Origin of the sequence: Parachitinimonas caeni, assembly GCF_030129945.1 — a bacterium.
Lineage (GTDB): Bacteria > Pseudomonadota > Gammaproteobacteria > Burkholderiales > Chitinimonadaceae > Parachitinimonas > Parachitinimonas caeni.
The window spans coordinates 35,945-57,158 of sequence record NZ_JARRAF010000014.1 but is presented as its reverse complement, the minus strand read 5'-3'; the positions used below and the strand labels follow the sequence as shown (position 1 = coordinate 57,158).

The following is a 21,214-nucleotide window of genomic DNA, read 5'->3' as shown; positions in this document are numbered from 1 at the left end:
ACCATGCTTGTGCTGAAAGACCCATCGCTACTCAAACAACAAGCCTATCTGGCAGGCCGCTGGGTAGATGCCGACAATGGCGCCACTCTATCGGTGGACAACCCTGCAGATGGCCAGATCATTGCAAAGGTCCCCAGAATGGGGGCTGACGAAACCCGTCGTGCCATTGAACAAGCCGAAGCCGCGCTACCAGAATGGCGCGACCGCACCGCCAAAGATCGCGCCAGCCTGCTGCGCCGCTGGTTCGAGCTGATTATGGCCAATCAGGAAGATCTGGCCCTGCTGATGACCACCGAACAAGGCAAGCCGCTATCAGAAGCCAAAGGTGAAATCGCCTATGCGGCTTCCTTCATCGAATGGTTTGCCGAAGAAGCCAAGCGCGTTTACGGCGAAACGATTCCCTCGCCACTGCCGGATCGACGCCTGCTGGTTTTGAAACAACCGGTCGGGGTATGCGCCGCCATTACCCCCTGGAATTTCCCGGCTGCCATGATCACGCGCAAGGTCGGCCCCGCTCTGGCTGCGGGCTGTACGGTCATCGTCAAACCGGCCTCACAAACCCCGCTCACCGCCCTGGCACTCGCAGAGCTTGCCGCGAGAGCCGGTCTGCCTGACGGCGTTCTGTCGGTGCTAACCGGAGCCGCCCGGGAAATCGGTGGCGAGCTGGCCGCAAACCCCAGTGTACGCAAACTGTCGTTTACCGGCTCCACCGAAGTCGGCCGCGAGTTGATGGCGGCCTGCGCGCCGACAATAAAGAAGCTATCCTTGGAACTGGGGGGCAATGCGCCGTTCATCGTATTCGACGACGCCGACCTGGATGCCGCCGTGGAGGGCGCCATTGCCAGCAAATATCGCAACGCTGGCCAGACCTGCGTCTGTGCTAACCGGCTCTTCGCCCAGGCAGGCATCCATGATGCCTTCGTTGAAAAGCTGGCCCAGGCAGTCGCCAAGCTGAAAGTCGGTACCGGCAACACCCCCGGAGTACAGATCGGACCGCTGATCGACCAGGCAGCAATCGCCAAAGTGGAAGCCCATATCGCCGATGCCACGCAACGGGGCGCCCGGTTGATCAGTGGCGGAAAACGGCACGAGTTGGGCGGCAATTTCTTTACTCCCACCGTTCTGTCAGGTGTGGATATGACGATGCAGATTGCTTACGAGGAAACCTTCGGTCCGGTCGCCCCCGTCTTTTGCTTTCAATCGGAGGCGGAAGTCGTTAAAATGTCTAACAGTACCGTGTTTGGACTTGCCAGTTACTTTTACAGCCGCGACATCGGCAGAATTTGGCGAGTTGCAGAAGCACTCGAATTTGGCATGGTCGGAATCAATACCGGCCTGATTTCAAATGAGGTTGCCCCGTTCGGGGGTGTGAAGCAGTCGGGACTGGGTCGTGAAGGCTCCCGCCACGGTCTCGATGAATACCTCGAACTCAAGTATTTATGCCTTGCTGGTCTACGCTAGCAAGGTGACAGTTCCTCCTCCTCTTCCCGCCCTCGGCGCAAGCCAGGCGGGAATTTTTTTATCTACACTTCCACATTCGCCACGCCACAGCTGTCGTAGCCAGCGAAACCATCAAATACCAGTCTCTCGCATCGTTGTTACAAGCAGGGCCTTGCCCTGACCGGCAACACCCAACCACTCAAAATAATCCATGCTGACGGGCCCACAACCCACCAGACAGCCCTAACCCGGCCATTACGACAACCGTCCGGAACCAGGTTGCACTCAATCGGCCAGCCAGCGTACCCCCACACCAGCCCCCCAGTACCGCACCGCAGGCTACTGGAAGGACCAAAACCCATTTTATTTGGCCATCCAGCCCATACACGGCAATAGCCACGCTCACCACCCACATCGACCCCCAGTTTTTCAAAGCATTTTGTTGGGCAATCTGAGCGACTCCAGACAGGGCGTATAGTGCCAGCATGAGAAAACCCATGCCGGCGCCAAAAAAGCCACCGTACCAAGCAACCAATAGCTGCCACCACGGCAACATACGGAAATGTCCTCCTCCCTCAGACCTTGCTGGCGAGGCATGAAAATACCCGGACAGGGCATATACCAAGGTTGCCAGGAGGGCCAACCAGGGCAGAAGGTGGCTGTATGCGGCATTTCCCAGCCATAGTAGAAACGCCGCGCCAGCGATGCCCCCCCCCAGACTGGCCAGTGCCAGCCCCGGCAATAGTGATCGGAGTGGCTGCAAACTGCCGCGACTGGTCCACAACGCCAATCCATAGGCCGGCCAAAGTGCCACCATGCTGCCGGCGTTGGCCTCGGTGACCGACATCCCTGCTGCCAGCATGACCGGAAAGGTCAAGAGCGTGCCTCCCCCGGCTACAGCATTGATCATGCCGCCGCACAGCCCAGCCATAACCATCCATGCAATCTGTTCCCAACCTGGCACCATGCCTGCCCTCCACGCGGCCTACACTACCCAGCAAGACATTCAACCAGCTCTGGCTGACTGCGTGCTGCGGCGCAAAAGGCCGAACCGACACAGTTTAGCCGGCTCGTGCCACAATGGCGCCCCAACAGATAAGAGAACATGTGCGATGAGTGCCCACATCCCGCGCAAACGCTTTGGTCAGAATTTCCTGCAAGATCGCGGCGTTATAACCGACATTGTTTCAGCCATCGACCCCAAGTCGGACGATCCCCTGGTCGAAATCGGCCCAGGACTGGCCGCCCTCAGCCAGCCGTTAATGGATAGGGTAAAGGTCCTACACGCAGTTGAGCTGGACCGCGACATCGTCAAACACCTGACTCGCCGTTTTCCGGCAGAGCGTCTGCGGGTCCACAACTGCGATGCCTTGGCTTTCGATTTTCGCGGATTGCGAGACGAAATAGCCCCTGGTAAGCAGATTCGAGTGGTCGGCAACCTGCCTTACAACATATCCACCCCACTGCTTTTCCATCTGGCATCGCAATCAGACGCCATTTCCGACATGCACTTCATGCTGCAAAAAGAAGTGGTGGATCGGATGGTAGCGGAACCGGGCAATACTGATTACGGCAAGCTGTCCGTCATGCTGCAGTTCAGGTTTTATATGGAAAAGCTGCTGGATGTCCCGCCGCATGCGTTCGATCCCCCGCCCAAGGTCGATTCGGCCGTGGTCCGGCTGATTCCACTCCCGCAGCCGCTTGCAGACATCCCAGTGGAAGCCTTGGAAAAAGTGGTAACACAGGCATTTACCCAGCGTCGCAAAACCCTGCGCAACAACCTGAAAGGCTGGTTTGATGACACAACCCTGGAATCTCTGGGCATCAACCCAGGAGCCAGAGCAGAAAATCTGAGCGTCATGGACTACATCAAATTGGCGCAGCGCCTTATTTGATGAGGGTTATCCCCGACTTTTCGGTAATAGTTGCACTCCCTACACTTGCCCACACATTTAGCCCGGAACTGCCATGTCCATCATCCGATTCGTCAACGTCAACAAGTGGTTCAAGCAACTGCATGTACTCAAGAACGTCTCTCTTGAAATCGCCCAAGGCGAAGTCGTGGTCGTCTGTGGCCCTTCTGGATCGGGAAAATCAACGCTGATCCGTACTGTTAACCAGCTCGAACCCATCAGTGATGGAGAAATCTGGGTCATCGACCAGAACGTCGCCGATCACCGCACAGACATCAACGCCTTGCGTGCTGATGTCGGCTTTGTTTTCCAGCATTTCAACCTGTACCCCCATCTGTCCGTGCTCGACAACATCACACTGGCCCCGATCAAGGTGCGCAAGCAGAGCCGTGAAGCGGCCGAGCAAAAAGCCGTGCAGCTGCTGGAGCGAGTGGGTCTTGCACACAAGAAAGATGCGTTCCCATCCCAGCTCTCCGGAGGCCAGCAGCAGCGTGTAGCCATTGCCCGTGGCCTGGCCATGGAACCGAAGATCATGCTGTTTGACGAGCCGACCTCAGCACTCGACCCGGAAATGATCGGTGAAGTCCTGCAGGTCATGAAAGACTTGGCGCTGTCCGGTATCACCATGATGGTGGTGACGCACGAGATGGGGTTCGCCCGTGAAGTTGCACATCGCGTGGTTTTTCTCGACCATGGAGAAGTTCTGGAACAAGCAACGCCCGCCGAGTTCTTCAGCGCCCCCAAAACTGACCGGGCCAAGCAGTTCCTGAAACAGATTCTTTCACCGATGCACTAAGGCAAAGCCGTTCTGGCCACTACACCGCACCAGACGGTGAGGCAGGCCAGATTGGCTATAGTGAGATTTATCAATCAAAAGGAGACTTCATAATGCAAAAACGCCTTGCCTTCCTCGTTGCCGCCGTCAGCGCAAGCTTTATCGGCCACGCCCAAGCGAATGAACTGACCGGCACGCTCAAGAAGATCAAGGATTCGGGCTCGATTACTGTCGGGCACCGTGAGTCTTCAATCCCGTTCTCTTATCTGGATGACGCGCAAAAGCCCATTGGCTACGCCATGGACCTTTGCTGGAAAGTCGTCGATGCCGTGAAAAAAGAGCTGAAGCTCCCCAATCTGGCAGTCAAACTCAACCCGGTCACCTCGCAGACTCGGATTCCGCTGATCACCAACGGCACTGTTGATATTGAGTGCGGTTCGACAACCAACTCCAAAGAACGCCAGAAGCAGGTGGCGTTCGGTGTTTCCACCTACGTTACCTCGGTGCGCATGCTGACCAAGGCCGATTCAGGTGTAAAAACGTTGGATGACCTCAATGGCAAGGCTGTCGTCACCACTACCGGCACCACCTCTGACCGCTACATCAAACAGAATGAGAAGGGTCATAACATCGACGTGAAGAACGTCTATGGTAAAGATCATGCCGAATCATTCCTGATGGTCGAGTCAGGCCGTGCCGTCGCTTTCGTCATGGACGATGTACTGCTGGCTGGTCTGATCGCCAACTCGAAGTCACCAAAAGACTTCATGATTGCAGGTCCAGCCCTCTCGGTTGAGCCCTACGGCATCATGATCCGCAAGGATGATCCGCAGTTCAAGAAGCTGGTTGATGACACCCTGATTGGCCTGATGAAGTCGGGTGAGGTTGAAAAGATCTACAACAAGTGGTTCACCCAACCGATTCCTCCCAAGAATATCAACCTGAATCTGCCGATGAGCCCTCAGCTGAAAGAGGCCATCAAGAACCCGAACGATAACGGGGTTTAAGCCGCTGTATACCTGGCGAAAGAGGGGCCGCAAGGCCCCTTGCCGTTTCAAGGTCTTTGTTTGTAATTGGGAGGCAACATGAGCCAATACCAGTGGGACTGGTTGGTCATATTCGAAAATGTTACCGACACGGATGAATTTTATTATCAGTGGCTGATTAGCGGTTTAGGCTGGACACTGCTGATTGCATTATCCGCCTGGGTCATCGCATTGATATTGGGCACCATTATTGGCACCGCCCGCACCTTACCCAATAAATTCGTTGCTGGCATTGCCACAGCTTATGTTGAGCTGTTTCGCAATATTCCACTGATTGTTCAGCTATTCATGTGGTTTTTCGTATTGCCGGAAATGGTACCCACTAATATCGGTAATTGGATGAAGCAGGATATGCCGCACCCAGGCATTATTACGTCGATTATCGGTTTAGGGCTATTTACCGCTGCACGTGTGGCCGAGCAGATTCGCACAGGTATTCTCGCCCTCCCCCGAGGCCAAAAGAATGCCGGTCTGGCGCTAGGATTAACCCTCGCCCAGACTTATCGTCACGTATTGCTACCCATGGCTTTCCGTGTGGTCATTCCGCCATTGACGTCTGAATTCATGAGTATTTTCAAGAACTCGGCAGTTGCCTATTCCATTACGGCCACCGAGTTGTTCTTCCAGATGAAACAAATCACGGGAGATTACAAACCCGCCAACCAGATTGAAGTCGTGACAATAGTCGGGCTGATTTACATTCTGGTGGCCTTCAGCGCCAACCGGATCATGACGTTTATCGAACGCCGGGTTCAGGTACCTGGCTACATCTCGGGAGGCAAATAATGCAACTCGATTGGTCCTCGATTCCCCGCGCCAGTAACGCCCTATGGGAAGGCTTTCAGTTTTCAATATCCCTGACCGCCTTCGCCGCCCTTGCAGGCATCATCCTGGGCACCTTGCTGGCTATGGCACGACTATCCAGCATCAAGCCGCTGAGCATGATTGCCTCGGGGTACGTCAATATCTTCCGGTCCACGCCACTGGTTATTGTCATTTATTGGTTCTACGTCGTCCTGCCATTTATTATCGGCCGCCCAATTGGCGCAGAACATTCTGCCTATGTGACCTTTGCCATTTTCGAGGCCGCCTATTTCTGTGAAATCATGCGGGCAGGTATACAGTCCATTCCTAAAGGCCAGGTTTATGCAGGTTCTGCTTTGGGTTTCACTTATGGACAAAATATGCGGTATATCATTTTGCCGCAGGCATTTCGCAATGTCGTGCCACTGCTATTAACCCAAACCATTATTTTGTTTCAGGATACTTCGTTGGTTTATGTTTTGGGCGCGACCGATCTTTTTGGCGCCGCCGACAAAATCGCTCACCGCGACAATACCCTGCTTGAAATGTATGTCACCGTTGCCGTGATTTATTTCGTGATCAGCTTTTTCCTGTCACGACTGGTTAAACATCTGCATTCCAAGATAGCCATCATCCGCTAACGGTCTGGTATTCGGAGATACTCATGATTTCGATTAAAAATGTTTCCAAGTGGTACGGTAATTTCCAGGTACTGACCGATTGCACAACCGAGGTAAAAAAGGGCGATGTGGTTGTGGTGTGCGGCCCTTCTGGCTCGGGAAAATCAACGTTGATCAAATGCGTCAATGCACTGGAACCGTTTCAAAAAGGCGATATTGTTGTCGATGGCACGTCGATTGCAGATCCCTCCACCAATCTGCCGAAGATTCGCAGCCGGGTTGGCATGGTTTTCCAGCACTTTGAACTGTTTCCACACCTGACAATCACCCGCAATCTGGCGCTGGCGCAGGAAAAAGTTCTGGGGCGCAGCAAGGATGAAGCCATGACCAAGGGCCTGGCCTTGTTGGAGCGGGTCGGCCTGAAAGACCATGCCCACAAGTTCCCAGGGCAGCTCTCAGGTGGTCAGCAGCAACGCGTAGCGATCGCCCGCGCTCTGGCGATGGACCCCATTGTCATGCTCTTTGACGAGCCCACGTCGGCACTGGATCCGGAAATGGTCAACGAGGTGCTGGATGTCATGGTAGAGCTGGCACAGGAAGGCATGACCATGATGTGCGTCACCCACGAAATGGGCTTTGCCCGCAAAGTGGCACACCGGGTCATCTTCATGGATAAAGGGCACATTGTGGAAGATTGCGCGAAGGAAGAATTCTTCGGAGATCTGAACAGCCGTAGCGAGCGCGCCCGCCATTTCCTGTCCAAGATCCTGCAGCACTAAGTACCCAACATTCGGCAAAACAGGCGGCTCAATGCCGCCTGTTTTACTTGATAGCACCATCCTATTTACTGTCTGCCATCGCGGTTCAATTGGGTCACACCAAGTGAGCTGCGAATGACGCAACTCTCAAGGATTTTTGTAACCGGCACCATAGTTTTTCAGCCTGAAAGTCAGTGGGCCGGATATTACAAACCCTTCAAATTCGGCCCAATATGGTGTGCGTGCATCGTTGACCCCGAGGTAATCCAAGCAGGGAATTGTTAACAGCGAAGCTGAATTATTCAGTGTTGCCACGCAATTGCTGGCTGAAGACGTCGGGGTTTGGCCAACAACCAGCGAGAAATCGAGAGAGGAGTTCTTGCTGGCGAGAACATCAACAAACTTCACTGCCGTAATATAGCCAGTCCGACTGACCTGCACTGCCGCATATCCCGCGCTAACCGTTGTCACACTATAGGCACCACTGGCGTCGGTCAGCGCCAGCACTTCTCCATTGACCGTCACTGCAGCCCCTTTTAACGCCGTACCGCTGGCGCTATCCAGTACCTTGCCACTGACGGTGCCTGTTTGCGCGCTGGAAATTTTCGGATTGATCAGAAGTTTGACGAAGTCGATCGCGTAACCATCCCCCGCCCCGGTTACCGGATCATCAAAAAGCAGACTCAGGCGACCGTTATTGAGCAGGTAGAGATATTCAGAGGGGATCTGGAAGGTGATCAGCTTGCCGACAGGGCCTGTCTGGTCCAGTGAATTAATCAACCGCTCCAACGTCGGAATTCGCACACCGTTGATCAGGACTTGATAGGAGGCCCGCCAGCTGGGAGCCTGAAAGTCATCAACGAAGATCTGCAAGGTCGCTGCATTAATGCTTCCAGTAGCCTGCTTGTCCCATTGCAGGATGACGGGTCGTGGTGAGTTGGCAGGTCGGCTGGTGCAAGAGGTATATCCATCGCTGCCATTTGGCGGATTGCTGGCGTAACTGGATACAACCATGATGCGATCTGTGCCACTGGCATCCGCATCGCCTGACGTACACGGCCAAGCGTGTACGGGCGTCGTCTCGCCGCTGAACGGGTCGAAATTGCTGGGCCAACCATAGCCCAGATTATCAATATCCCCCACTCTGACCATAAAGGCCGCTTCGCTGGTGTTGGAAAGTGTGACATTCTGCGCCGCCCAATCGCCATCAGTAGCGGTGGTAGCCGCCAGTGTGACACCGCTGATAAGCGCAGCGACCGCCAAGACGCCTTGTCGCCAGAAATCCATGTTGTATCCCTTTCCCAGTCACCCACCTGGTCCAGGGAACAGGAGGCGATCAGATTTTTGATTGAAGACCGAGTCGCATCAGCAACTCGCAGACGCCAGCAGGTACCGGCTCACTAAAGTAATAGCCCTGCATGTGCTCAACCCCCAAGCCCTGCAGGAATCTTGCCGTTTCCACGTTCTCCACGCCCTCCACCACAATTTCCATACCCAGCGACTGCCCCATCTGAACGATCGCCTGCATGATGCGACGCCCTGCCTCGGTGTGCAGGCGGGAGGTAAACGAGATATCGACTTTCAGGATGTCGATCGGCATTTCGTGGAGTTGGGATAATGAAGAATAACCGGTGCCAAAATCATCAATCGCAATGGTGAAGCCCGCATTGGCCAGCTCTCTCAAATGGCGAGACTGGCGGGAATAATCCGTCAGAGCCAAGCTTTCGGTAATCTCCACCACCACATCGGCAGGTCGTAGGTGATAGTGATTGATGATGTCCATCAAATTGGAAATCAGGCGGGGGGAGAAGAGTTGATTCCTCGACACATTCAGCGCCAATCGCTGCTTGAGACCCATATCACGCCAAGATCGCAGCTTGCCCAGCGCCTGCATCATGACCTGCTCTGACAGTTCTTGAATCAGCCCTAGCTTTTCCGCCATCGGAATGAATAGCTGTGGGCTCACCCAGCCAGTCTTGTCATCGTGCCACCTTACCAGCGCCTCGACCGAGGTAATTTCGCCGGTACGGGCATGGACTACCGGCTGGTAGAACACCTGCAGCTCATTGTCGAGCACGACATTGTTCAGACGTGTCTGGATCGCCATGTGCTCCCGACCCACCACTTTCAGGTGCATGATGTCGTTGTAGAACTGCACATTGTTGCGACCAGCCGACTTGGCGTGATACATGGTGCTATCTGCCGCTGACATCAGCTCTTCACCCGAGTCGGCATTATCGGGAAACACAGCAATCCCGATGCTGATGGTGGGTTTGGTTTCAATGCCATCAATCACCACCCCTTGCCGCGCGATTTCCCGCAGACGCTCACCAATCGCATGCAGTGACTGTAAATCGGCCAAGTCTGGCAGCAATACCACGAACTCGTCCCCGCCCCAGCGAGCCAGCGTATCTTCCTCGCGCAGCACTGACTTGAGCTGACGGGCAATCGAAATCAAAACCTCATCACCGGCACGATGGCCGAAGGCATCGTTGACTTGCTTGAAGTGGTCCAGATCAATAAAGCCGAGTGCGACCTTGGTCCCATGCCGCTTGGCGCGGGCGATTGCCTGATGCAGCACATCATCCAGCATGATGCGGTTCGGTAGCCCTGTCAGACCATCGTAGAGCGCCAGCTTCATGATGTGGCGCTCATTCAGGTGGGCAATGGTAATGTCCCGCAAAATGCCACGGATGCCAACCAGCTCGTTGCCGGATTTCACCGCAAGCAGCCGCGCTTCCAGCCAGATCGGTTCCGAGCTCTCATGCATCAAGCGGAAACGAACAGCAGTCTGCTCTTCGGTCTGCACCAAACGGGTAAGCGTATCAGCAAGGCGTTCTCGTTCATCTGGATAGATCCATTGCGACAAAGGTTTGCCGAAATCCTCATTGATGCGACTCACTTCGATGCCACGCAACTTGGCCCAGGCAGGCGTGGTGTGCTGCAGATTGCCTTCGGGAGAGAGATCCAGCACGGCCTCTTCCAACAGGTTGAGCGTATCGAGCATGGTCTTTCGCCGAGACTCTTCGCGCATCAACTCCGAGACATCACGCACCAAGGCTACGATGTTGCTGGCTTCCCCTCCAATTGCCGGCACTGCCTGCAATCTGGCCAGGAAGTACACCGCCCCATTCAGGCGCGGCACGGAGAACTCCACCTGAACAGCCTGGTTACCGGATAGCACATCGCCGATGCTACTGGTAAACCGTGATGCCATTTCTGGCGGCAAGGCCCGCTCCAGCGTCATTCCAACCAGGTTGTAGTTCGGCATGACCGGATGGGTAGACCAGACATTGACGATCAACCCCAGAGGGTTGAATTCGAACACCATGTCTTCGGTCGCCCCGACCAAAGTCTTCAAACGCATCTCGGTCGCACGCGATTGGGTCTCGGCATGCTTTTTGACCAAGGCCAGCGCAAGGTGGTTGGCTACCGTGGATAGCAGCCGGGATTCGAGAGAGGGACGCTGGCGCAAATCATCTCGTGCCAGCAAGGCAATAAAGCCGATAAGTTCACCACCATCCAGCAGGGGAATACAACGCAGGTGATGCACCCCCAAGCGCCCCAGCACCAATTGTGCGGATGGGGTCAGTTCAGCCAAGGGGCGGGCAAGGATCATCCCTGCGGACAGGGTATCGCGTAGAAACTGGTATTGCTGGTAATCCACCGCAAATAGCCTTGCCACAATGTCTGTTGGCAATTCCAGATCGGCACGATGCCAGTAAGCGGCCATTTCAGCCTTGGCAGGCTCCGGGCCGGGCGAATCGACATTCCGGTAAAACGCCGCAGCATCTGCGCGGCAAGCTCGTGCCAGGGTGTGCAGAACCTCACGCACCGCATCAACATCCGGATCAATCAGCAACTCGGTTGCAGAGTCAACAACCTCGATGTAGTCCTGAAATGCTGCGAGCTGCTGTCTGAGCGCTTCGATGTCGTTCTGCTCGCTGCCGATGACTGCCATCCTTATGCTCCACGCGATACGCCAAATCGCATTATTTGCTTATGCCTATAAAAAGCAAGCGCCGTCCTTATGCGGGACGGCGCTGGTAGCCATCGGCCCCCCGGCGGGGTGCTAACTTTCTTCTGCGGCTGCAGCAGTTTGCGGTGGCGCTATCTGCTCAGCGTAGCCACACTCTTTCTGCGGACACACCTTTTCGGTCCCGCGACGCTTGGTGGTCTTCACTGTCAGTATAGGCCACGCACACTTGGGGCAAGGCTCTGCAATCGGCGGATTCCAGGTTGCATACTTGCACTTTGGGTAGGTATTGCATGAGTAGAACAACTTCCCGTAACGAGACTTACGCTCGATCAAGGTGCCATGCTTGCATTCTGGACAAGTCACGCCCGTATCCTTTGGTTTTTCCAAAGGTTCGATGTGCTTGCACTTCGGATAGTTCGCGCAACCCACAAACTTGCCATAAGGACCGCTCTTGATAACCAGTTGCCCACCGCAACTCGGGCAACTACGGTCTTCAATCACCACCGGCACTTCGGCAGCCTTTTCCTCGGCCGTTTCGTTCAGGTTTCGGGTGTAGTCGCACTCTGGGTAAGCAGTACAGCCTATGAACCGTCCACGACGCCCCAATCGGATAGCCAACGGCTTGGAGCACTTGGGGCAGGCTTCATCCAGCGCTTCCTGCGTCACTTCCTTGCGGGACAGGCCTTGCTTCTCTTCCACCTGCTTATGGAAGCCTTTCCAGAATTCATCCAGCACCGGCACACGCTCGCGCTTGCCAGTCGAAATTTCGTCTAGTTTGTCTTCCAGCTTTGCCGTGAAGTTGTAATCAACATACTGCGAGAAATGCTCGGTCAGGAACTTGTTGACCACCTCCCCAGTATCCGTCGGGGTAAAGCGCTTCTTCTCAAGCAGCACATACTCACGATCCTTCAAGGTCGAGATAATGCTGGCATAGGTCGAAGGCCGGCCAATTCCAAACTCTTCCAGCGCCTTGACCAGGCTTGCTTCGGTAAACCGTGGCGGAGGTTGGGTAAAGTGTTGCTCTCCATAGAGCTTGTCAATCGGCACCTCCTCGCCTTCCGCAAGCGCAGGCAGTCGAGCATCGCCTTCCTCTTCGCTATCGTCAGCATCTTCCTGATACACCGCAATGAAGCCAGGAAATACCAAGACCTGACCATTGGCACGGAAGCGACCGGGTCCGACTTCGATATCGACAGCAGTCATATCAAACCGCGCTGGAGACATCTGGCAAGCCAGCGTGCGCTTCCAGATCATTTCATACAGCTTGAACTGATCTGCCGTCAGATAGGCTTTGACGGATTCAGGTGTGCGCGTAATCGAAGTTGGCCTGATGGCCTCGTGTGCTTCCTGCGCATTCTTGGCCTTGTTTTTGTAGGTCACCGGCTGCGCGGGCAGATACTCCTTGTCGAAGTTCTGCTCAATATATTCACGGATTTCAGCTAATGCCTCGGTTGCCAAAGCCACGGAATCAGTACGCATATAGGTGATCAAACCCACCGTACCGTTGCCAACGTCTATCCCCTCATAGATCTGTTGGGCAGTACGCATGGCACGATCTGTTGTCATACCGAGCTTGCGCACAGCTTCCTGCTGTAGCGTCGATGTGGTGAACGGGGCCGTCGGGCTACGCTGCTTGCGTTTCTTTTCAATGCTGATGACTTTGGCCGGATGGCCAGTCAGCTGCTCAAGCACCGTTTTGTGCTGATCATCAGAGCCAATCGAAAACTGTTCTAGCTTCCCACCGCTGAGTTCGATCAAGCGCGCCTGAAATTTCTGGCGCCCCTTGTGCGAATCAAAGTGCACTGACCAGTATTCCTGGGTTACAAACGCCCGGATCTCCAGCTCTCGCTCACAAATCATCCGCAGAGCCGGGCTTTGTACGCGGCCTGCAGACAAACCCTGACGAATCTTTCGCCACAGCAAGGGGGAAAGATTGAAGCCGACAAGATAGTCCAGAGCACTACGGGCTTGCTGTGCATCGACAAGGTTTGCATCCACGTCGCGAGGATTGGCGATCGCACTCTTTACCGCAGACTCGGTAATTTCGTGGAACACAACCCGCCGGACCAGCTTTTCTCCGAGCACTTTCTTCGCCCGCAAGATTTCAAGCAGATGCCAGGAAATTGCCTCGCCTTCGCGATCCGGGTCAGTTGCCAGAAAGATATGCTCAGCGTCTTTAACCGCCTCGACAATGGCGTCAACGTGCTTGGAGTTCTTGGCAATGACCTGATACTTCATGGCGAAGTCGTGATCAACATCGACCGAACCATCTTTCCGTACCAGACCTCGGACGTGACCATAGGAAGCAAGGATCTCAAAATCCTTACCCAAATATTTTTTTAGTGTCTTCGCCTTGGAAGGCGACTCGACGATAAGCAAATTAGCAGGCATGGCGTCGGCAATGCGGCGGCAGTCTCAAAAAAGGGGGCGAATCTTAGGAACAATGTAGGCGGCCAAGCAAGACTTGCCAACCGCATTTGCGCACAGATCAGTGCATTGGGGCGTCGTCGCCTGCGTAGAGAAGTTCTTCAATCAACAGGTTGGCCAAGTCATCGCCTTGGCGCCACAACACCATCAATACTGCAACTTTCATCTGTTCAAGATCTACAGAATGCGTATCCAGTTGCATGATCCGGTCTAGTACCAGTTCCAGCTGTGCTGCATTAAACCCGCCAGAATGCGACAGATAATGCAGAAATGCATGGGCTTCAGGCGTCAGTCTCGCAGCCTCCAACGGGTGCAAATGACGCTCTGTTGCCGGTATGTGTTGCAATTGCTGGTAGCGCCCAGCATCCAGCTTGGACAAGGCATCCAGCCAGTCCAAAGCCTCATCTATGTCTGGACCATCAAAACCAGCCGCCGCCAATCGTTTGGCAAGCGTATGCTGATCAGGATAGCCATCCGTGTGGTAATACTGTTCGAAGAGGTATGCGAGAATGTCGAACATCTAAAGGCCAGTGTTGGCGGGAGTCAGTGCTGGCCGAGCCGCTGATAGCGGCCACCCGGCAGGGCAGCAACCGCGCCCGCGAGTTCAAGTTCCAACAGCATCGCGCATACCTTGTCGGGCGTCAAGCTGGCGCGGTTGCAGAGTGTATCGACATCAACCAGGTCATATCCCATATATTTCAGTAGCTCGTGCTCAATCTGATCAACCGCCGAGTGCGTAGAAGATTGTACCGCTCCCGGCAAATCACCCAACTCTTCCACAATGTCCGCAGCCGTTTCTACGAGCTTCGCACCCTGCTTGATCAAGGCATGACAGCCCTTGGAAAGGGGCGAATGTATCGAACCGGGAATGGCAAACACTTCCCGTCCCTGTTCAACCGCTTCTCTCGCTGTAATCAATGAACCGCTGGCTAACGCAGCCTCAACAACCAAGGTTCCGCGAGCCAAACCACTGATAATACGGTTTCTTCTGGGGAAATGTCCCGCCTTCGCAGGAGTGCCAAGCGGAAACTCTGAAACCAAAGCCCCTTTTTGTGCCACTTCATGGGCCAAAGCATGGTTGCGTGCCGGATAAACAATATCCAGTCCCGTCCCAACCACCGCCACGGTAGAGCCTGTACCAGCCAGCCCTCCCTTATGCGCCGCTGCATCAATCCCTAGGGCAAGACCACTGACGATGCACCACCCCTGAGCGGAGAGTTCGGCCGAAAAATTCTCCGCATTTTCCAACCCTTGGGGCGTTGCATTTCTGCTACCCACAACAGCTACCGATGGCGCACTCAACAACGAGGGATTGCCCTTAACATACAGCACAGGAGGCGGATCGACAGTTTCAAGTAAACGACTCGGATAGAGATCGTCAGCAAGCGTTACCAGCTGGTTTGTCGGCTGTTCCAACCAATTCAGCGCAGCAACCACGGCAGGCTCATGCTCATACGCCAGCAGATCTGAAACAACGCGCTTGGAAATGACTTTTGAGAGGCTTGCCGGCGATGCAGATAACACATCGCCAGGCGTACCAAATGCTTGAAGCAATCGGAGGAGGGATATACTGCCCAAACCCGGAGTCAACGCTAGCCGAAGCCAGACTTCGGCATCGGCCAGATCACTCAAGGCTTACGAACCTCATCCAACAGTGTGACGGGCATCGTACTATCGAGCACCAGCCCATAAGAAACTCGATTGAATACACGGTAAATAAATACATTGCCGCTCTTCACAGGAGGCGTATAGCGATCAGCCTCGTATCGACTCTCCTTACGGACTTTGCGCGGCTTTTTGTAGGAGAACAATACGTGGCCAGGCTCCAGTCCATCTTGAGAACCCAAGTTGATTGCCACGGTAGACAATGAACCTGCATCGTCAACGCCACCATATGTCGAAATTACCTTACCTTCGACATCCTTCTCCGGCACATGTGGCACATAGTTCAGGTACTGCAAATCAACCGTCGGCATCACACGATCACCAACGCTGACTTCCTGCCGCATCTTGGTGATGCGTAGCGTGCTGACATCGGCAATATCCATCACTTTCGCATCAGCAATGTACTCCACTTCGAATCCTAACACTTCACCAGTATCAGGATCCTTCAGCGGCTTTCCACCACGATACAGCTGAACCTTGTCGCCAATATTGGCTTCAAGATCGGTGACGTAAGCACGCTCTGCAGAGCTGACGATCACTCGCTCATCCGGCCCCAATGCCACACGCGGCGCTTTTTTGAAGGCGTCAGGCTCGACAATCAAAGGCTTCGCCAAAAACGGATCAATGACGGAAGCCGGTATAGACGCAGCCGGCTGTTCATCAAACAGCGTAATGCGCGTCTGCGGGCTAAGGCGTAACGGCCCTTGGCGCAGCCTGTCGGTCTGATCATTCTTCAGTAGTCGCAGCCTGGGTTGGCCATCGATCATATCGAGAACAATCACATCACCTGGATAAATCCAATGAGGGTTCTTGATTTCCTCTTTGTTCATCTTCCAGATTTGTGGCCATTTCCAAGGATCTTTCAGAAATTTGCCGGATATTCCCCAAAGGGTGTCACCTTTGACTACAACATAACGATCAGGAGCAGTGTCTTTTAAAGTTACCGGTTCTTCTGCTGCCTGCGCAGGCATTACAGCCCAACTCGCCAACAGAACAAGCGATATAATCGTTTTACGCATCGTCACATCCTCACTTTTTCGGCTTTACCTGAGCGTGTAACATGCCGTGAGCATTTAAACCAATTACTCAAATTCTGCATCTAATTGTTTAGACTAGCAAGCAAAAATGGCAATCCTCAATATTCTGCATTTCCCCGATGAGCGCCTGCATACAGTAGCCAAACCAGTTACTGATGTGGACGACTCAATTCGCCAACTTGTCGCTGACATGGGTGAAACGATGTACGCCGCGCCAGGTATCGGGCTGGCAGCAACCCAGGTTGATGTTCATCTTCGTATTATTGTTGTTGACATCAGCGAAACCAAAGACAACTTGCAAGCATTTATCAATCCAAAGATTGTCGAAGCCGATGGAAACTGCAAGTCGGAGGAAGGTTGCCTGTCCGTTCCTGGCATTTATGAAGAAGTCGAACGCGCGGAAAGGGTCACGGTAGAAGCGCTCGGTCTAGACGGAAAGCCCTTCCGTATTGAGGCTGACGGACTTCTGGCGATCTGCCTGCAGCACGAAATTGATCATCTGGATGGCAAGGTCTTTGTCGAAAAATTATCTCGGCTCAAGCTCAGCCGGATCGTCCAGAAGCTCAAGAAACAGAGCCGCAGCACCATGTAGTACCAACACTACTTGCTGTGCCATCGCCACATTTTCCGCCACTCGTTTACAAGATTGGTGGGGGTTTGTGTTTTGCACGACGGTCCGGTAATTGCTGCCAGTTCGCCCGCCCCAATCAGGCGAATTCATTCATTTTTATTTGCTTCGCATGAAAATTATATTTGCAGGAACACCTGAATTCGCTGCCAGTGCATTAGCGGCCTTGATTGAAGCTGGCCATGAAATAGTGTTGGTTTTAACACAGCCCGATCGCCCCGCCGGTCGTGGGATGAAGCTCACCCCATCACCCGTCAAGCAATTGGCTTTGCAACACGGTCTGCCGGTTTATCAGCCCGAAAAGCTGCGGACGCCGGAGGCTCAGGCACCGGTCGCAGCAGCGGACGCTGAACTGATGGTGGTTGCCGCTTACGGCATCATTTTGCCTCAGACGGTTCTCGATATGCCTCGCCTGGGCTGTGTCAACATCCATGCCAGCCTGCTGCCTCGCTGGCGTGGCGCAGCACCGATTCATCGCGCCATACAGGCGGGAGATGGTCTGACTGGCATCACGATCATGCAAATGGATGCCGGACTGGACACTGGCGACATGCTGTCGATTCATGAAGTAGCCATTGCAGAAGACGAGACCACCAGCAGCCTGCACGACAAGCTAGCCATCTGTGGCGGCAAGGCTATCGTCGAAGCGTTGGTCGATTTGCCCTTGCTACAAGCCAAGGCGACCAAGCAACCAGATGTCGGTGTGACCTACGCAGACAAGATCCGTAAGGACGAAGCGCCAATCAACTGGCAGTCCAGTGCGGACGAGATCAGCCGGCAGATCCGGGCTTTCACCCCCTTCCCGGGAGCCACCAGTGTCTTGAATGGAGAGGTAATCAAGATATGGAAAGCCGAGGTGCTGCGGGCGGCAGGACAACCCGGCATGGTTCTTAGTGCTGACAAAACGGGCATCGTCGTCGCGTGCGGTGAAGATGCGCTAAGACTGACCGAGCTACAGCGTCCTGGCGGGCGTCGGATTTCGGCCAGTGATTTCATCGCGGGCACCCAGCTGGGTGCAGGAAGTCAATTCAACGCTTAGCGGCCGGCATGGCACGAATGCGTTTGACAACCTCATCTGCCAGCTCGTTGGGGACAGGGATGGTCAGATGGTACTGCGCGATCTTCCAGTCCGCGCCAATTTTGCGTAGTACGCCGGTTCCCCGACAAACACCCAGGCTGGCGTTATCCAGCCGTTCATCAAACCAGGCATGACTGGCGTCTGGTGAAATATTGATATGCCGCTGGCTGGACTGATATGTCCAGCCTCGCCCCTTGTCGAAATGGGGTTTGGCATACGCTTTGAATTCTTCTACCGTCCAGCGCTCGCTGGCATCGGTACCGATAAACACCCCATCCGGGGTGAACTGGTTGAAATACTCTTCAAACTTTGCCTTGGCGGCTGCGGTATGAAAGCGGTCAAGTACTGCACCGATCTTGTCCACTTCATCTGCACTTGCTGGGGCCGATACCCACATCAGTGCTGCCAGACTGATCGCCCAAAGGCGGGATTTCCGGTTCGTTTCTTGCATAAGGTCTCCTCCGCAAACATGCCCGGCCTTCATGGCCGGCTCAAACTGCGAGGAAGATTGTGCATTCAGGCCGGCTAGCCTCCAAGCACCATTACGAATTCATCGACTTGTTGGTCATGCAAGCCACCGCCGGGACCACGGTTTCAACTTGTGGGCGCAGCTTCGATATTGAGCGATCAACCATCTTTCCGGTACCCAAAATCAACACGAAGGTCAGGGCGGCGGCTGTACCAAACTGCACAACAGGGTTCAGGGTTTGTTCGTTCTTCATGCTGGTCTCCTTGAGAGCATTGCGTGTTTCGATGGAGGCATGATGACAAAGCCCAGCCAGGACTTCGCCAGGCTTGCGACAGAATCAGCTTATCGGGGCATGCGCTGCCAAAATTCGCGACGAAATGCGCCGAACAACCGGAACCAGCCAAAGCCAGGACAGATCAATACCGTCAGTTACGTCAGACCCACGCCGGACACATTGTCCGCGCTACAATTCGCCACTCAATTCAACCAGTCGGGATATCCCTTATGACACAGACCATGCAAGACAACCCTCTGCTGCAGCCATGGGACACGCCCTATGGTTTGCCACCGTTTGACCGCATTTTCCCCCGGCACTTCGAGCCTGCCTTTGAAGTAGCTCTGGCGGCACATCTGCAGGAAATCAACGCGATCGCCGAACAGGAAGCCCCCCCCAGTTTTAACAACACCCTGGCGGCTCTGGATGGTGCGGCAGGCTTATTGACCCGTATCGAACGGGTTTTCTACAACCTGACCAGCTCGGAGGCCTCGCCCGAGCTGCAGGCCGTCGAACTGAAGCTGGCACCACGCCTTGCCGCGCATCACAGCAGCGTGTATCTGAACAGCCGCTTGTTTGCCCGCATTGATAGCCTTCATCGGGAACGGCAGGCATTGGGTCTGGATGGTGAGCAGCTACGCCTGCTGGAGCGGTATCACCTGGACTTCGTGCTGGCAGGAGCGAAACTATCGCCTCAGGATAAAGCCCGCTACGGCGAGATTGTCGAGCAGCTGGCTGAGCTGACCACTCGGTTCTCGCAGAATGTGCAGGCGGATGAAGCAGGCTTCGAGTTGATCTTGCAAAGTGAAGAAGACCTGGCGGGTCTGCCAGAATCTCTGCGGGCTGCGGCCCGACAAGCTGCACAGGACCGCCAACGCGACGGCTGGGTCATTACCCTGTCGCGTTCGCTGGTCATGCCATTCCTGACTTTCTCCAGCCGTCGCGACCTGCGCGAGCGTGCGTTTGAAGCATGGAGTCAACGCGGTGAACATGCGGGCGAGCACGATAATCGCCCATTGGCCAGCCAGATCCTGGCTTTGCGGCTGGAGCAGGCCAAGTTGCATGGCCATGTCAGCTTCGCCGATTACACCTTGGTGGATACCATGGCGGGCACGCCGGCAGCGGTTTACGACCTGCTGTACAAAGTGTGGGAGCCCGCCAAGCAACGCGCTGCCGCTGAACGCCAGCAACTGGCCGAGATTGCCGCCAGCGAAGGGCAACCAACCGACATCCAGCCCTGGGATTGGCGCTATTACGCCGAGAAGGTCCGGATCGCCAAATACGATCTGGATGATGAAGAGGTCAAACCCTATTTTTCGTTGGCACGCATGACTGAGGCCATGTTCGACTGTGCCAACCGGCTATTTGGCTTGCGCTTCGTTGAAAAGACCGGCATCCCGCTGTATCACCCGGATGTCCGCTTGTGGGAAGTGCTTGATCGTGATCAGGCGCTGATCGGAATCTTCCTGGCTGACAACTTTGCCCGTGCCACCAAGCAAGGCGGCGCCTGGATGGACGAATATCGCACCCAATCCAAAGCGCGGGGCATCACCCTGCCCATCGTCGTCAACAACAATAACTTCGCCAAGGGCGATGGCGACACGCTGCTGAGCTTTGACGACGTGCGCACCTTGTTCCATGAGTTCGGGCATGGCCTGCATGGATTACTGTCGAACGTGCGGTATACACGTCTGGCTGGCACGGCCGTACTGGGAGACTTTGTCGAGCTGCCCTCGCAAATCTTTGAAAACTGGGCCTTGGAGCCATGTGTGCTCAAGCAGCATGCACGACATGTCGAAACTGGCGAGCCGATTCCTGACGCCTTGATCGACCGGTTGCGGGCTGCCAGCCAGTTTAACCAAGGGTTCGAGACCATCGAATACACTTCCAGCGCCCTGGTTGATCTGGCCCTGCATCAGCAAACCGACCCTAGCCAACTCGACATCACCCGCTTCGAGCAGACCCAGCTGGCCAAGTTGGGCATGCCGGACGGCATCCGCATGCGGCATCGTCTTCCTCACTTTGGTCACGTTTTTGGCGGCGACTATTATGCCTCCCGCTACTATGTGTACTTATGGGCTGAAGTGCTGGATACCGATGGCTATGATGCCTTCAAGGAAGCCGGGAACCCCTTCGCACCTGACGTGGCTGAACGCTTGCTCCGCCATATCTACAGCACAGGGAACTCGATTGATCCACGGGCGGCGTTCAAAGCATTCCGTGGGCGCGAGCCGGAAGTCGGCCCAATGCTGAAAGCACGCGGTCTGTCGAACTGAACCGGGCCCGGGTGAGGCCGGACTG

19 protein-coding genes are annotated in these 21,214 nt (G+C 54.9%); 10 read left to right on the top strand and 9 right to left on the bottom strand.

Annotated elements, in window-relative coordinates; genetic code table 11:
* Window positions 1–3 precede the first annotated feature (3 nt).
* On the top strand, window positions 4–1,461 hold the full coding sequence (gene gabD, locus PZA18_RS13165) for an NADP-dependent succinate-semialdehyde dehydrogenase (protein WP_284101312.1): 1,458 nt from the start codon (window positions 4–6) through the stop codon (window positions 1,459–1,461).
* Between the two features lie 178 nt (window positions 1,462–1,639).
* Here gabD and PZA18_RS13160 read toward each other — a convergent pair whose 3' ends face one another.
* On the bottom strand, window positions 1,640–2,407 hold the full coding sequence (locus PZA18_RS13160) for a sulfite exporter TauE/SafE family protein (RefSeq protein ID WP_284101311.1): 768 nt from the start codon (window positions 2,405–2,407) through the stop codon (window positions 1,640–1,642).
* Window positions 2,408–2,552: 145 nt separating this feature from the next.
* Here PZA18_RS13160 and rsmA point away from each other — a divergent pair, with 145 nt between their 5' ends.
* The 6 genes from rsmA (at window position 2,553) to PZA18_RS13130 (ending at window position 7,377) form a co-directional block, all read left to right on the top strand.
* Window positions 2,553–3,335: a 16S rRNA (adenine(1518)-N(6)/adenine(1519)-N(6))-dimethyltransferase RsmA gene (gene rsmA, locus PZA18_RS13155; RefSeq protein ID WP_284101310.1), complete on the top strand. Its 783-nt coding sequence runs from the start codon at window positions 2,553–2,555 to the stop codon at window positions 3,333–3,335.
* Between the two features lie 79 nt (window positions 3,336–3,414).
* Window positions 3,415–4,149 (top strand): amino acid ABC transporter ATP-binding protein, encoded by a 735-nt coding sequence (locus tag PZA18_RS13150; RefSeq protein WP_284101362.1) that lies wholly within the window; start codon window positions 3,415–3,417, stop codon window positions 4,147–4,149.
* A 92-nt stretch (window positions 4,150–4,241) separates the two neighbouring features.
* Window positions 4,242–5,135 (top strand): transporter substrate-binding domain-containing protein, encoded by an 894-nt coding sequence (locus tag PZA18_RS13145; RefSeq protein ID WP_284101309.1) that lies wholly within the window; start codon window positions 4,242–4,244, stop codon window positions 5,133–5,135.
* 78 nt (window positions 5,136–5,213) lie between these two features.
* A complete protein-coding gene (locus tag PZA18_RS13140) occupies window positions 5,214–5,960 on the top strand; it encodes an amino acid ABC transporter permease (protein WP_284101308.1) in 747 nt (248 codons plus the stop codon).
* Window positions 5,960–6,619 carry an amino acid ABC transporter permease gene (locus tag PZA18_RS13135; RefSeq protein WP_284101307.1) on the top strand — a complete coding sequence of 220 codons (660 nt, stop codon included), beginning with the start codon at window positions 5,960–5,962 and terminating at the stop codon, window positions 6,617–6,619. The genes PZA18_RS13140 and PZA18_RS13135 overlap by 1 nt, the downstream gene beginning before the upstream one ends.
* 23 nt (window positions 6,620–6,642) lie before the next feature.
* Window positions 6,643–7,377, top strand: coding sequence for an amino acid ABC transporter ATP-binding protein (locus tag PZA18_RS13130; protein WP_284101306.1), 735 nt, complete (start codon window positions 6,643–6,645; stop codon window positions 7,375–7,377).
* Window positions 7,378–7,503: 126 nt separating this feature from the next.
* Here the strand turns inward: PZA18_RS13130 and PZA18_RS13125 are convergent, their stop codons facing one another.
* The 6 genes from PZA18_RS13125 to PZA18_RS13100 all read right to left on the bottom strand — a co-directional run bounded on the left by PZA18_RS13125 (window position 7,504) and on the right by PZA18_RS13100 (window position 16,446).
* Window positions 7,504–8,643 carry a carboxypeptidase-like regulatory domain-containing protein gene (locus tag PZA18_RS13125; protein ID WP_284101305.1) on the bottom strand — a complete coding sequence of 380 codons (1,140 nt, stop codon included), beginning with the start codon at window positions 8,641–8,643 and terminating at the stop codon, window positions 7,504–7,506.
* A gap of 49 nt (window positions 8,644–8,692) precedes the next feature.
* Entirely contained in the window at window positions 8,693–11,317 is a 2,625-nt protein-coding gene (locus tag PZA18_RS13120) for a bifunctional diguanylate cyclase/phosphodiesterase (protein WP_284101304.1), read from the bottom strand.
* Between the two features lie 111 nt (window positions 11,318–11,428).
* A complete protein-coding gene (topA, locus tag PZA18_RS13115; protein WP_284101303.1) occupies window positions 11,429–13,726 on the bottom strand; it encodes a type I DNA topoisomerase in 2,298 nt (765 codons plus the stop codon).
* 97 nt (window positions 13,727–13,823) lie between these two features.
* Complete coding sequence (locus PZA18_RS13110) at window positions 13,824–14,282, bottom strand: DUF494 family protein (RefSeq protein WP_284101302.1); 459 nt, start codon at window positions 14,280–14,282, stop codon at window positions 13,824–13,826.
* 23 nt (window positions 14,283–14,305) lie between these two features.
* Entirely contained in the window at window positions 14,306–15,394 is a 1,089-nt protein-coding gene (gene dprA, locus PZA18_RS13105; RefSeq protein ID WP_284101301.1) for a DNA-processing protein DprA, read from the bottom strand.
* A complete protein-coding gene (locus PZA18_RS13100) occupies window positions 15,391–16,446 on the bottom strand; it encodes a LysM peptidoglycan-binding domain-containing protein (RefSeq protein WP_284101300.1) in 1,056 nt (351 codons plus the stop codon). Before PZA18_RS13100 ends, dprA begins: the two co-directional genes overlap by 4 nt.
* A 106-nt stretch (window positions 16,447–16,552) precedes the next feature.
* Between PZA18_RS13100 and def the strand changes: the two genes are divergently transcribed.
* Entirely contained in the window at window positions 16,553–17,056 is a 504-nt protein-coding gene (gene def, locus PZA18_RS13095) for a peptide deformylase (RefSeq protein ID WP_284101299.1), read from the top strand.
* Between the two features lie 148 nt (window positions 17,057–17,204).
* Window positions 17,205–18,131 carry a methionyl-tRNA formyltransferase gene (gene fmt / locus PZA18_RS13090; RefSeq protein WP_284101298.1) on the top strand — a complete coding sequence of 309 codons (927 nt, stop codon included), beginning with the start codon at window positions 17,205–17,207 and terminating at the stop codon, window positions 18,129–18,131.
* Here fmt and PZA18_RS13085 read toward each other — a convergent pair.
* Window positions 18,121–18,621, bottom strand: coding sequence for a nuclear transport factor 2 family protein (locus PZA18_RS13085; RefSeq protein ID WP_284101297.1), 501 nt, complete (start codon window positions 18,619–18,621; stop codon window positions 18,121–18,123). The two genes, fmt and PZA18_RS13085, sit on opposite strands and share 11 nt — an antisense overlap.
* Before the next feature lie 91 nt (window positions 18,622–18,712).
* Window positions 18,713–18,892, bottom strand: coding sequence for a hypothetical protein (locus tag PZA18_RS13080; protein WP_284101296.1), 180 nt, complete (start codon window positions 18,890–18,892; stop codon window positions 18,713–18,715).
* A 263-nt stretch (window positions 18,893–19,155) separates the two neighbouring features.
* On the opposite strand from PZA18_RS13080, the gene PZA18_RS13075 reads away from it, so the two are divergent.
* A complete protein-coding gene (locus tag PZA18_RS13075) occupies window positions 19,156–21,189 on the top strand; it encodes a M3 family metallopeptidase (protein ID WP_284101295.1) in 2,034 nt (677 codons plus the stop codon).
* The last annotated feature ends 25 nt before the right edge of the window (window positions 21,190–21,214 follow it).